Origin of the sequence: Listeria booriae (assembly GCF_000766865.1) — a bacterium.
GTDB lineage: Bacteria > Bacillota > Bacilli > Lactobacillales > Listeriaceae > Listeria_A > Listeria_A booriae.
On record NZ_JNFA01000011.1, the window covers coordinates 103,048 to 115,496 of the forward strand.

Annotated in this window: 14 protein-coding genes; all 14 read right to left on the reverse strand. The window is 44.1% G+C overall.

Annotation, left to right across the window (positions count from 1 at the left end):
- Positions 1-40: 40 nt before the first annotated feature.
- Positions 41-802 carry an ABC transporter permease gene (locus EP57_RS03725; RefSeq protein ID WP_036084359.1) on the reverse strand — a complete coding sequence of 254 codons (762 nt, stop codon included), beginning with the start codon at positions 800-802 and terminating at the stop codon, positions 41-43.
- Entirely contained in the window at positions 799-1,734 is a 936-nt protein-coding gene (locus EP57_RS03730; protein WP_036084360.1) for a daunorubicin resistance protein DrrA family ABC transporter ATP-binding protein, read from the reverse strand. Before EP57_RS03730 ends, EP57_RS03725 begins: the two co-directional genes overlap by 4 nt.
- Before the next feature lie 15 nt (positions 1,735-1,749).
- Complete coding sequence (locus EP57_RS16380) at positions 1,750-2,823, reverse strand: pentapeptide repeat-containing protein (RefSeq protein WP_052167532.1); 1,074 nt, start codon at positions 2,821-2,823, stop codon at positions 1,750-1,752.
- Positions 2,824-2,841: 18 nt separating this feature from the next.
- Positions 2,842-3,171, reverse strand: a complete 330-nt coding sequence (locus EP57_RS03740; RefSeq protein WP_036084362.1) for a PadR family transcriptional regulator — start codon at positions 3,169-3,171, stop codon at positions 2,842-2,844.
- 107 nt (positions 3,172-3,278) lie between these two features.
- Entirely contained in the window at positions 3,279-3,587 is a 309-nt protein-coding gene (locus tag EP57_RS03745) for a PTS sugar transporter subunit IIA (protein WP_036084364.1), read from the reverse strand.
- Positions 3,588-5,855, reverse strand: coding sequence for a glycoside hydrolase family 3 N-terminal domain-containing protein (locus tag EP57_RS03750; RefSeq protein ID WP_036085036.1), 2,268 nt, complete (start codon positions 5,853-5,855; stop codon positions 3,588-3,590).
- A 4-nt stretch (positions 5,856-5,859) separates the two neighbouring features.
- Positions 5,860-6,168, reverse strand: a complete 309-nt coding sequence (locus EP57_RS03755; protein ID WP_036084369.1) for a PTS sugar transporter subunit IIB — start codon at positions 6,166-6,168, stop codon at positions 5,860-5,862.
- A 12-nt stretch (positions 6,169-6,180) separates the two neighbouring features.
- The gene (locus EP57_RS03760) at positions 6,181-7,476 is read right to left on the reverse strand and encodes a PTS sugar transporter subunit IIC (RefSeq protein WP_036084371.1); all 1,296 of its coding nucleotides are present in this window, start codon (positions 7,474-7,476) and stop codon (positions 6,181-6,183) included.
- Between the two features lie 121 nt (positions 7,477-7,597).
- Complete coding sequence (locus EP57_RS03765; protein ID WP_036084374.1) at positions 7,598-9,520, reverse strand: BglG family transcription antiterminator; 1,923 nt, start codon at positions 9,518-9,520, stop codon at positions 7,598-7,600.
- An 18-nt stretch (positions 9,521-9,538) separates the two neighbouring features.
- A complete protein-coding gene (locus EP57_RS03770) occupies positions 9,539-10,033 on the reverse strand; it encodes a hypothetical protein (RefSeq protein WP_036084375.1) in 495 nt (164 codons plus the stop codon).
- Positions 10,030-10,524: a hypothetical protein gene (locus EP57_RS03775; protein ID WP_036084377.1), complete on the reverse strand. Its 495-nt coding sequence runs from the start codon at positions 10,522-10,524 to the stop codon at positions 10,030-10,032. Before EP57_RS03775 ends, EP57_RS03770 begins: the two co-directional genes overlap by 4 nt.
- A gap of 12 nt (positions 10,525-10,536) precedes the next feature.
- Complete coding sequence (locus EP57_RS03780) at positions 10,537-10,944, reverse strand: GNAT family N-acetyltransferase (protein ID WP_036084379.1); 408 nt, start codon at positions 10,942-10,944, stop codon at positions 10,537-10,539.
- Between the two features lie 105 nt (positions 10,945-11,049).
- Positions 11,050-11,529, reverse strand: coding sequence for a hypothetical protein (locus tag EP57_RS03785; protein WP_036084380.1), 480 nt, complete (start codon positions 11,527-11,529; stop codon positions 11,050-11,052).
- A gap of 79 nt (positions 11,530-11,608) precedes the next feature.
- Positions 11,609-12,424 (reverse strand): AAA family ATPase, encoded by an 816-nt coding sequence (locus EP57_RS03790; protein WP_036084381.1) that lies wholly within the window; start codon positions 12,422-12,424, stop codon positions 11,609-11,611.
- Between the last annotated feature and the right edge of the window lie 25 nt (positions 12,425-12,449).

The following is a 12,449-nucleotide window of genomic DNA, read 5'->3' on the forward strand; positions in this document are numbered from 1 at the left end:
AAGGTAACCATCCAAATTGCGACGGTTACCTTGTTTATGTTTATGCTGTGCGGTGTTTATAAATTTGTATCGCAGCAACCCATGCGACTAGGAAAATACCTGCGCACCAAGCGATCGCCGTCCAAACATCGCCTGTATTTACATTGCCCACAAGAAGTGAGCGGACGCTTTCGATAATCGGTGTCATCGGTTGGTTTTCTGCAAATGCGCGAACGACATTGTTCATCGAATCGGTCGGTGTGAACGCTGAGCTGACGAATAGTAGCATCAATACGAGGTAGCTGAACGTTCCAGAGCCTTCTGCCGATTTTGCGAGTAGGCCTGAAACAACGGCAATCCATGTCATCGCTAGCGTGAATAATAGCAAAATCAAGATGATAACGAGCCAGCCGACAAATCCTGCTTCTGGTCGGAATCCAAGTATAAATGCGATTAGCACGATAAATAATGTGGAAATTAAGTTAAACACGATCGAAGTTACAACATGTCCTGTCAAAATAGAAGATTTCGCGATTGGCATTGAATGAAAGCGGTCAATAATACCTTTTGTGACGTCATTGTTGAGCCGAACCGCTGTGTAAGTCGTTCCAAGGGCAATACATAGAAACATAATTCCCGGTACGACATAATTAATATAATCTTCTGAACCTGTATCAATCGAACCACCAAATACATACACAAACAATAACATCATCATTAATGGCATCGCGATGGTTGTAATAATTGTGTCCACGCTCCGAAAAGCATGACGCATATTACGCCCAAGCATCACTACCATGTCACTCCACTTGTTCCGCATCATAATCCTTCCTTTCCGTGTTCCACAATTTTAAGAAATACGTCTTCTAACGTCGGTGATTTTTGCGAAAATTCCAACACAGGAATGTTAGCGCCTTCTAGTTCTCCCAAAATCGCCATCATTTGTTTCACCGTGCCGTCCATTGTTACCGTTACAATTTGTGCCGCTTCATCTAAAACTGGTGTGTAGGCTGCTAATGCGACTTCGGCTTGTTTCGCCTCATCCAATTCTGCAAAACGCAACTCCAAATGACCATTCGGCAATAGCTGCTTCAATTCTGCGACCGTGCCATCTGCAACGATTGTACCTTCATTTAGTATCGCGATTTGGTCGGCTAATTGTTCTGCTTCTTCTAAATATTGTGTCGTTAAAAATACCGTTGTTCCGCCATCCGCAAGCTCACGAATAATTTTCCACATTGCCATCCGACTTTGTGGATCAAGTCCCGTCGTCGGTTCATCTAGAAAAATAACACTTGGCGTTCCAACCAAACTCATCGCTAAATCAAGCCGGCGTCTCATCCCACCAGAATAAGTCGCAAGTGCCCGGTCCGCCGCATCCGTCAGATTAAATCGTTCCAATAACTCGTCTGCAACTTCTTTCGCATTCGGTAAATGGCGTAATTTCGCGATTAATCGCAAATTTTCACGGCCTGTCAAAATATCGTCAACCGCTGCGGATTGTCCAGTTAAGCTGATCGCTTCGCGTACTTTATTTCCTTGTTTCACCACATCGGCACCACAAACTTGCGCATCGCCACGATCTGGCTTGATTAGCGTCGTTAAAATACGAATTGTCGTGGTTTTTCCCGCGCCATTGGAACCCAACAGCGCGAAAATTGATCCTTTTTTAACGGTAAAATTGATTTTTTTCAAGACATCTACGTTTTTATAAGATTTCTCGAGATTATTTACTGAAATCACAGTTTCTAACATGATTTTACACTCCTTTTACGATAGGATAATACCGCTTAAATCGGCTTTTCGATTACTTTTTAGACTTTCATAAGACGCAGCGTCCATGATGGCGCCGTCGAAATTTGCTCGTTTTACATAACTGCCTTTGAAAGAAACATTTTCAAAAATCGCGTTTTGGAAGGAAGCGTCGATTAATCCGGTACCTCTGAAGTTCGTGCCACGGAAAATCTCGCCGTCGAAGTTCACGCCAGATAGGTCGGAATGCGTGAAGTCAGCTTGATCCATAATCGCATTTTTGAAATTGGATTTGCGGATTGCTGATTTTTTCAGTTCGGCAAATGTTAAGTCAGCGCCTTCAAATGAGGCTCCAGTAAGCTCAGAAGCATTGAACGTGCAGTTGCTCAAGTTCGCGTAACTGAAATTCGCGCCTTTTAGTGTAACGATTGAAAAATTCGTATTGGATAAGCTGGAGCCTTTGAAGCTTGGCAGTCCATCGCTTTTTTTCGCGTAAACTCCTTTGAAGCTAACGCCGTGAAAATCAACGTCTTCGAACGAAGCATCGGTTACATTCGCGTAATCAAATGTGCCTTCTGAAATCGTTTGATGGTCAAAATTAATACCCGACAAATTCGAATATTTAAAGTTCACATTATCAAGCGTACTATTCGTGAAACTAGCGTTTTTCAATGTTGCGTTTGTTAGTTTAGCTTCGCGTAAATCAGAACCATCAAAGCGTGCGGCGTTCATATTACTACCGTCAAAACTACTGCCCGTCAAGTTCGAGCCTGTGAAATCGGCACCTTGTAATGTACTGTTTTTAAATTTGCCGTCATGGATGTTCATGCCCTTCATACCGCCAGTCCCGAATTCAATTGGGGTAGTGTCTTCTAGCTTTTGGCCGCCGATGCTTTCGATAATCTCGGAAACATCGCCTAGTGAATGGATAGTCATTTCATACGCTTCTTCGTCTTCGTAACCTTGTTCTTTCAAATCATTGAACTTCTCTTGTAAATCGTGGGCCAATTCTTCTTTCAATTCATGTATTTCATCCGTTAGCTCGTATCCGGCGAACACTTCATCAATGTGCAGGGTCAACTTCTCTTTCATCACTTTTAACCTCTTTCCTTATAGCAACTGGTCGAGAATGCGTTTAGCAGACTCCCATTGCTTCTTATTTTCAGCGTACAATTCTTCGCCTTTTTCTGTTAACTTGTAGTATTTTCGACGACCGCCTTGCGTTGCATCGCCCCAATAAGAGGTAATGTAGTCCTCTTTTTCTAAGCGCTTCAAACTCGAATACATCGTTGCTTCCTTCAATTCATATTCCCCGTTTGAATTCGTCTGAATCAACTTTAAAATATCGTAACCGTATTTATCGCCGCTCATCAATAACTTCAAAATAATGGTATCCGTGTGCCCTCGAAGTAAATCCGAGGAAAGTTTTTTATCAGCCATGTGATCGCCTCCATGAGTATATAATACATCATATTACTATGACAGTCAAGGTAATATACTCAGCATAACAAAAAAGTGTACACCAAGTTAGGCGCACACTCAAAAAATTATTTAATTTCTTTCCACATCGCAATCATTTCATACGCAATGTCACGCAATAAATACACCGACATAAATTGGTCTTCTGCGTGCATAAATAGCATGGAAAACGGAATTTCTTGGCCATCAGCTTCTTTTTGAATGAGATCGACGTGATTTTTATGGCCTTCTTTTAAAAATTCATTGGCTTCGTCGATTTTTTGATAGGCTTCTGTAAAATTTCGCTGTCTGGCACATTGTAAAGCTTCGGTGATTTTGCTCCTAGCCCCGCCGACTGTACTAATTATTTGAAAAGAGGCTAATTCCATGCTTTCCATTCATACCACCCCGTTTTGGATTTGAATCATTGTCTCTAATGCTGTATCAGAACTCCCGCCGACAAAAATACATACGTTTCCTGCCTCTAGTTCCCAGCGATTTTTGATTGACCAAATTTGTAGTTCGGCTAATCCGATTTTTAATACGACTTCTTGTGTTTTTCGTGCGCCTATTTCTATTTTTTGGAAGTCTTTTAGTTCTTTTTTGCGGCGCGTAATGCTTGCTTCTTCATCGTGAATGTAAAGCTGTACGACTTCTTGCCCAGCGACGTCCGAATTGTTGGCGATGGTTACGCGGAATTCGAATTGCTCGCCAGCTTCTAGTTCAGCGATGGTTAGACTTGTGCGCGCAGTCTCGATTTTTTGATACTCGAAATCACTGTAGCTCAAGCCGTAGCCAAAGTTGTAAAGTGCCGCGCCACGTTCGTCGAAATAATCTTCTTTGTATTCGCCAGCTTTTTGATTGTAGTAAACGGGAAGTTGGCCGGAGGAACGCGGAATGCTGACTGGCAGTTTTCCCGATGGATTCGTTATGCCAAATAGCACTTCTGCAACCGCCGTTCCGCCCTGTGCCCCTGGATACCAAGCTGTTAAAAGCGCATCGGTTTGTTCGCTAATTTCAGGAATCGCATTGGGCCGCCCATGAACGAGCACCACCACGACTGGTTTTCCTAATGCTCTGACCGCTTGAAAAAGTTCGATTTGCGCATCCGGCAACGCAAGGTCCGCCACATCAACGTTCTCGCCCGCATCCATATTCGGCCCCTTCGAGCTGACCGCACCATTATTTAAAAATTCCATATCAAAATTACGCGCACTTGACCCGCCGAGCGCAAGGACAATGACATCAGCAGAATTCGCTAGTTCTACTGCTTTTTCAACACCGTTTATTACTTTTTCACGGACTTCGCTACCTTTTTCATAGCTGATTGTTACATTTTCAGGCGCTAAGTTTTGCAATCCTTGTAAAATCGTCACGCCATCCGCCATATTTTGTGGCGCCGTATAATCGCCGAGTTGATTGTATAGCGCATCCGCATTTGGTCCAATTACCGCAATATGTTTCGCGCCACGAAGCGGCAATACGTTCTTTCGATTTTCCAACAAACAAATTGCTTCACGTGCCGCTTGTAAATTCAGGGTACGCCATGACGCCGAATGTTCAGCTACTTTTTCAGTCACGTATGGTTTTTCAAATAAGCCAAGTTCAAATTTCACTCGCAAAACTCTGCTAACCGCACGGTCCACGAGCGCTTCATCCACCTCGCCAGCCGTCACAGCCGCAGCCAAGTCAGGATAAACAGAATCCCACAAACTCAAATCAACACCTGCCGTGAGTCCAAGAGCCGCAGCCTTTTTCGTGTCTGGCATCAAGTTCAGCAATCGATCCAGCGCGCAACCATCGGCCATCACAATCCCCTCAAATCCAAGCTCATCCCGCAAAATTCCCGTCAACAAATCCACATTCGCATGACACGGCACACCATCAATCTCATTGTAGGCCGCCATCACACCAAGCGCATCCGTTGCAGCAACCATCGGCGGCAGGAAAATCTCGCGTAATTCCCGCATCCCAATCGAAACTGGCCCCGAATTATGCCCACCAACAGGCTCGCCTTGCGCCGCAAAATGTTTCAGAATCACTGCAATTTCGCCACTCTCCTGGAATCCCGTCGTAATCGCCTTCGTAAATTCCGCTGCTAAGTACGGGTCCTCACTGAAACACTCCTCAGCACGCCCCCATCTCGGGTCCCGCATAATATCAAGCGCCGAGGCTAGTGCCAAATGCACACCCTTATCACGAATCTCCGTCGCAATCGCGGCCGCAATTTCCCGTTGCAACTCCCTATTAAACGACGCTCCCCGTGCCAAGTTCACCGGATAAGACTCACTGTCCAGCGCCTGATGCCCATGCGGCACCTCCTCCGAAAGTAGCATCGGGATTCCCAATCTTGTATTCTCCATCACATACCGCTGCAACAAGTTCGCCACACGTGCCGAATTTTCCCGACTAATTCCATTTTCGTGATTCATTCCCGACCACGGATCCGCCCGAAACAACCCGTATAGCGCGCCAATCCCGCCAAACGTCGCGACCTCATCCTTAAAAACAGCCGTCACATCAAAATCCTCACCGTCACGCACAAACGTATCCCAGCCATATAAGCGCTGATTCAACTGACCACACTTCTCCACCAACGTCATCCGTCCCAACAGATCCGCCACACGCTCCGTCACATCACACGTCGCATCCAAATAGTTCGCCATCATGTCACCCCTCTCCTAGCAACGCCAAGCCTTGCGCCAGAACCTTTTCGCCGTCCATCCGGCCGTAGTCCACAATCGCAATCACGCCCACTGGGATCGCCTGACCAACCGATTCGCTCACCTTGCTCTGCATATAACTCACTTGCGGCCCTAACAGAATCGCCTCAGCATTGCGCCAATTTTTCTCGAAATCCGTCTCCGAAATCGCCCAAATTTCGATATCCAAGCCCTTTTCCGCGGCTACTTTTTGCATTTTACGAACGAGCACACTTGTAGACATACCAGCGTTACACATTAACATTAGCCGTCTCATCGCTGTTCCTCCTTACGCTTTAATTCGGTCATTCACTTTCAAGAACGGTAGATATAGCAACACACAAATCCCCACTAAAAATACTTGGAAAACTGCTGCGCGCCAATCCCCACCCGTTGCCAAAAATCCAGAAGCGACAACCGGCGTCGTCCACGGTACCATCACGACAACCTCCGAAATCATATGAATCTTCGTTGCAATATACGCCAAAAGTAAACATAATGGGGTTGAAATAATGAAAGGTATCATCAAACTTAAATTATACACAATCGGCAGTCCAAAAACGACAGGTTCATTAATATTGAAAAGCCCCGGCGCAGAAGACAAAGCCGCAATTTCTCGATAATCTTTCCGCTTACTCCAAATAAATATCGCAATGAGTAGCGCAATCGTATTTCCTCCGCCACCCATAACACCAAAAATATCACGGAATGTCGTATTAATAATATGTGGAATTGCCGCATTATTCGCGTACGCCGTCATATTATCCTGCATATTCGCAAGCAATACCGGATCCATAATCGGTCCCAAAATCCCACTTCCCGCAATACCAATCGAATAAAGCATTTGCGAAATCGTCATCAACGCTAAGAATCCAGGAACACTCGTCACCAAGAACGTTAACGGTTTTTGAATAATCGTTCCAATTAATGCATAAATATTTAGCGAGAACAACTGCGTCAACAAGAATGACACAAAGGCAAACACAAGCACCGTCAACATCGTCGGAATCAACACATTAAACGATTTAATAACCGCTGGCGGCACACTATCACCAGAAATCTTGATTTTCAAGCGCTCGCTCTGTGAGAAACGAATAAACAATTCCGTGGACAAAAGCGCCGTCACAATCCCCACGAACATTCCAGCCGAACCAGTCAAAGCCGTTGGAATAACGCCACCAATCTCCACAGCCTTCTGCGCCCCAACTGGAATCACATCATTCGTAAGCGGAATAAAAATGACAATCAAAGCAATCGTTTGTAAAGCCGGCGCAAACGGATTCTCAAATTGACGATTTTGCGCTAGAAAATACGAAACCGAAGCCCCAATCAAAATCGTAATAATCCCCAACGTCCCGTTCACAATACTGTTTCCGAGCTGCTGCCAATTAGCCAACGTCTCCGAACTAATAACATTTGACATAAACCCATCCGGTTTAATAATCACGTTATTAATCAAAACCATAAAACCAGCTAGCATGATAAATGGCAAAATCGTCGCAAACGCATCACGCATCGATTTCAAATGGATTTGATTCCCTAACTTCTGCGAAAGCCAACCCAGTTTTTCAACAAATTTCTTCATGTTGTAACCCTCCTCTTTATTATACCTCAAGTGTAGCGCTTTCTTTTTAATAAATAAAGCTAGACTTTTTCCGCAAGAAGTCTTACCTAAAGGAAATCCACGAAAAGAAAGAAGGTCAACGCTATAAGCTGAGCCTCCTTAAAATTCGTATTAACCCTTCAAAATCGCGAACTTCTTTCAGTTGGCGCATTGTTTTAGGGTCCTCCACAATATCGCTAATCAACTCATACGTCGTAGCAAGTTGTGACTGTTCCTTGTTTTTCACGGCTAGCATAAACACGACTTGCGCCTTGTCTTCCTCATTCCAAAGCACCGGTGACTCACAAATACAAACTGCAATCGCCGTTCGCGCAACATCTGCTTGAATCGGATGCGGCGTCGCCAAGCCATTCCCCAAATACGTCGGCACCACTTGTTCCCGCTCGAAAATCGACGGCAAATAATCCTCACCAACATACCCTTTTTGCATCAATAACAACGCCAAATCCTGCAAAATCTCATTTTTCGTCTGATTCGCCCGTGAAACTAAAAATAAGTCCTCCGAAAACACGTTTTCCAGCTCTAACGTTACTTTTTCATCCCCTGATTCTAACATTCCTTCAATGGCTCGCACATCCGCACGCGTCAAAAACGGCGATACTTGAACATACGGATGATTTTTCTGGCGCAAAGGCACTGTCGCAATGACGAAATCGCAAGCTCGCGGCTCATTCTCATACGCATAAAAAGACTGCACGCCGATAATGTCCAGCTGCTCGGCAAAGGCACGCCTCACCTTCGACTCCAAAAGTTGCGAAGTTCCTAATCCCGACGCACACACAATAAGTACCCGTTTCTTCGCCCCATCTTCTGCCTTATCCATCGCGTAAAGCAAATGAATCGCCAAATAACCGGCCTCCGCCTCATTCACCTCCGCGCCAAGCTCCTCCTCCAAAACATCTTTCGCCGTAAGCCCCAACTCAAAAGCTAGCGGATAATTTTGTTTCAAATTCGGCAAATATGGATTTTGAATGTTCATATGAAATTTTATCCGGTTAATCGCAGGTTTTAAATGCAAAACAAGATTGGAAACTAGCGCTTTATCTTGCATTAACGCGTAACCGTAACGTTTTTGAATCCGTTCTAGCATTTTGCTGACCAACATATATTCCCGATCATCATCCTCATTCGCCGCGATATGTTTCGCGCTCAAATGTAGCAGCAAATACGATAACTCCGTCTCCGGAAACGTAATCCCTTCCTGCTCCTCAATCCCGCGAATCATCGTCTGCGCCGCACGCAATTCCTGCATGTTAAATTCAACGTTCAACAACTCATCGGCCGCCACATAACAATCATCACGAATCCGGCAAACCGCAATGGCAATATGAATAATCAAGTTCTTCAGCGCAATATCTGTCATATGAATCGCGTATGTCGACACACTATCCACCACAACTTGCTGAATTCGCTCCAAATCCACATCATCAAAAAACGCCTGCTCCGTCTCACTAATTAACAAACTCGGCGACTTTCCTAATAAAAAATGCGAAAAGCAAAATCGGATATTTAACTCCGTTCCCGAAATTTTAACCCCATGTCCCGCTTTTTTATCCAAAGTAAGCTGAAATTCGCCCAGCTTTTTCTTCACTTCTGGAATGATAAGATTGATTGTCGATTTGCTGACATAAAGCTCGTCCGCGATATCTTCCAATTTCACAAATCTGTTTTCCAGTAACAAATAGCGAATAATATAATCGACCCGGTCTTCCGCAAGCATCGGCGTAATATGAAGGTTCGAGCGCTCCCGAACATCCGCAAGCAACAAGTTCCGCAAAGCCGTCTCATCCCGAACCACAAGCTTATAACCAACGCCACGCACCGAGGTAATCTCATTATTCGAGGCACTCAAAATCGGATGAAGCGCTTTAATATCATTTCGAATCGTCCGCGGATCCACCTGCAACTGATCCCCAAGTTCTTTCCCACTAACAAAATCCATTTTCACATACAAAATCTGAATTAAATCCCGCCATCTAGGCACAGAAATCACTGCCTCACCCATCTTGAATACCTCCTTTCATCACTCGCTAATTTCCACACCAAAATAATAACTCACTTCATAATCCCCGTCCTGATACCCTTCATCCAGCACATACATATACTTTCCAGACTTTTGCGGCACCGAAAATTCCCAACGCCCATCGTCCCGCTCCGTTAAAGCTACCTGCTCAAACTCCCCCGAATCAAGAACCAGCGTCAATCGCATCGAATCTAAATCCACCTTCTTAAAAAGCCCCATCCGCACCTTGTTTTCCGTCGCCACACGAATTTGATCCGTCTTACTCACCCGCACCAACTTCTCATCCTTAAAAAATTCCTGCGGCGTTGGTAAATACGCTTTTGTCGTAGCTCCCAACCAAGTAAAACCGCTTCGTGTTGCCTTTATTTCCGTATTTGGCGATGATTTCAATGTGATTTCAGGAATGGTCTGCTTCATTTCTTTTTCCTCATCAGAAAATAAGCTACATCCTGAGAGGAGCATCAAGCTTAGAATCGCAACTGCTATTTTCCTCATTTCCCAACCCCCTGCTTCCAACTGCCAAACACCAACACCCGATACTCTTTCCGGAACATAATAACCAAAAACAGCCCAATGTTCGCAACTAAAGCAATAATTGTGAATAAGGGGATAAAAATGATTGCAGTGACTGAAATCCAAATTCCCCAAATCATCATTGCAATAACGAAAATAATCGAGAACTTGTTGTTTTTCAAAATAAGCGTCGCCGCAACTATCCTAATTATACTAAACAGCAAAAATATTTCCGTCGTAAACACGAACGAATCCATTATCCAATTTATCATCCATGAACTGGCGAATTTCGATACTTGTTCATGAAAAGTAAAATCGACATAATTGCTCGCTAACTGGTCGATGTATCCGCTTAAGTATTTCTTTGCAATTTTGCTCACAATAAAGAAAATAAGATATATCACGATTTCCACAATCGAATAAATAATGAGTAGCCAACTGCTGACTTTGATGATAGGGTCTCTTGTTTTCATGTTTTTACTCCTTTATTTCATCTTGTACATCATTCCAATAGAAGCTGGAGCCGATTCTTCAAAACCGAATTGCTTGTAAAGCTGATCTGCCGGGACGTCTGCAAGTAAGGTGACGCACGCTGTTTTGTCAATCGTTGTATCAATGTGTTTCTGAATATGTGTCATGATAACCTTGCCCAGGCCTTGTCCTTGCTGGGTTGGGTGAACCGCGACATCCGAAACAATGAACATAATGCCATCGCCGACGATTCGCCCCATTCCGATTAGCGCGTTCGTGTCATTATGACGCAATCCTATGAAATAGTCACTTTTTTGCAATGCTTTTGCCGATATTCCTACATCCCGAAAACTAAGTCCGCAATCCACTCGAAGTTGCACAAACTCGGACGCCGTCGGTAATTCATTCGTTATCCAGTACATGGTCGTTCCCCCTCTTTACTCTTCTTCGTATATCGCTTCCGTAAAAATCGCTAAGTTCCCGTTTACATCTTGCTACGCGCGACTTGTTTCATGTTGCCACACTCCTTATTTATTCACCCATACAGGTGCTTGATACGACATGCGCGACGAAAATTCTTTCGTATTCGGATCATTCGGATCTACCCAAGTTCCAAACACGTTCACAGATGCATCCACTTTACCATCTTGATAATGAAAAATATAACTCCAGTCTGTATCTGCGGAGCTATTCGTATTTTTCTTTTTACGAACGTCGCCAACATAATAATAATTCAGTGCTTCGTTTTTAGGGTTTTCTAAGTACGCTTTCCATCGTGCCATGTCCTTTTTGGTAGTGATTATCTTATTGTAGCCGCCAAATTTCAGATCATAACTCGTTGGGCTAATCGTCACAACTTCGGTTTCGGGAATGCCATAATCCGTAATATATTGGTTGATGGCGCTTTCCGCTCGCTGTGTATTAATAGCAACAATAATTGCCGGAATACCAATCGCGCAAAAAACGAGAAATGCAGCAATTGGCCAAAATCGGTTTGTGGTTTTCATAGATTGTATCTCCTTAAAATTCACTATTAACTTTCATTATAGCATAGAATATACAGAAAAAAGCGCCAATCTATCACAATTAACGCTTTTCGAATTCATGCCGATGCGCAGAGAAAAACTGCTCAAATACTTTGATATTGTCGAGTTCCGTCCATTTACAAGTCCGCAATCCATCCAAATCTAAATTATAGACCGTCCCCGCAAGCGACCCGAGTAAAAATGGAGAATGTGTTGCGATAACAAACTGGCAGCCCAGTAACCGCGCGGCCTGATTAATCATTTCGGCTAACTTCAATTGGTTCTCAGGTGACAACGAACTCTCCGGCTCATCCAATAAATACAGACCGTCTGGCAAAATGTAATCCTCATAAATCTGCATCGCCGTCTCACCATTGGAATACTTCTCTTGGGCAAATTGCCGTTTCTCGATTTGCTTTTTCATCAAATACGAACCGTTGTGACTGGCAATCGCTTCTTTTGTCATTCCCAGCTTGCCGCGTTCATACAAATAACCTTCGCGAAGTATCGCTTCCTGCTGAATTTTCTTAATTTCATATAGCACATCTTCGCTTTTAAGATAGCGGCTGTTGTATGGAATTGCAATATCGCCAGTACCGTTCTCCGCGCTTTCATAGCTCACTTTGCTTTCTGCGACGTACTTCATGTAATAATCAACCGTACCCCATACCTTATTTGTCTCGGCACCTTTCATCCCTAGTTTCGTCGCTAGCAGATTGAGCAAGGTCGATTTCCCTGAGCCATTGTTGCCATACAAAATCGTGACTGCATCAAGGATTAGAACCTCGCCAGACTTTCCTTTTAACACATTATACGGGTAAATATTTGGATTCCTAACTTCGTGATTAGACAACTCAAAACATCGTACATATTGCATGCTTATCACTCCTGTCTCCGAACAA

Bases quoted from the DNA above. Each gene is read 5' to 3' on its own strand.
- EP57_RS03755 (WP_036084369.1), bottom strand. From the start codon at position 6,168: ATGAGACGGCTAATGTTAATGTGTAACGCTGGTATGTCTACAAGTGTG.
- EP57_RS03750 (WP_036085036.1), bottom strand. From the start codon at position 5,855: ATGGCGAACTATTTGGATGCGACGTGTGATGTGACGGAGCGTGTGGCG.
- EP57_RS03775 (WP_036084377.1), bottom strand. From the start codon at position 10,524: ATGAAAACAAGAGACCCTATCATCAAAGTCAGCAGTTGGCTACTCATT.
- EP57_RS03780 (WP_036084379.1), bottom strand. From the start codon at position 10,944: ATGTACTGGATAACGAATGAATTACCGACGGCGTCCGAGTTTGTGCAA.
- EP57_RS03740 (WP_036084362.1), bottom strand. From the start codon at position 3,171: ATGGCTGATAAAAAACTTTCCTCGGATTTACTTCGAGGGCACACGGAT.
- EP57_RS03790 (WP_036084381.1), bottom strand. From the start codon at position 12,424: ATGCAATATGTACGATGTTTTGAGTTGTCTAATCACGAAGTTAGGAAT.
- EP57_RS03725 (WP_036084359.1), bottom strand. From the start codon at position 802: ATGATGCGGAACAAGTGGAGTGACATGGTAGTGATGCTTGGGCGTAAT.
- EP57_RS03770 (WP_036084375.1), bottom strand. From the start codon at position 10,033: ATGAGGAAAATAGCAGTTGCGATTCTAAGCTTGATGCTCCTCTCAGGA.
- EP57_RS16380 (WP_052167532.1), bottom strand. From the start codon at position 2,823: ATGAAAGAGAAGTTGACCCTGCACATTGATGAAGTGTTCGCCGGATAC.
- EP57_RS03765 (WP_036084374.1), bottom strand. From the start codon at position 9,520: ATGGGTGAGGCAGTGATTTCTGTGCCTAGATGGCGGGATTTAATTCAG.
- EP57_RS03730 (WP_036084360.1), bottom strand. From the start codon at position 1,734: ATGTTAGAAACTGTGATTTCAGTAAATAATCTCGAGAAATCTTATAAA.
- EP57_RS03785 (WP_036084380.1), bottom strand. From the start codon at position 11,529: ATGAAAACCACAAACCGATTTTGGCCAATTGCTGCATTTCTCGTTTTT.
- EP57_RS03745 (WP_036084364.1), bottom strand. From the start codon at position 3,587: ATGGAAAGCATGGAATTAGCCTCTTTTCAAATAATTAGTACAGTCGGC.
- EP57_RS03760 (WP_036084371.1), bottom strand. From the start codon at position 7,476: ATGAAGAAATTTGTTGAAAAACTGGGTTGGCTTTCGCAGAAGTTAGGG.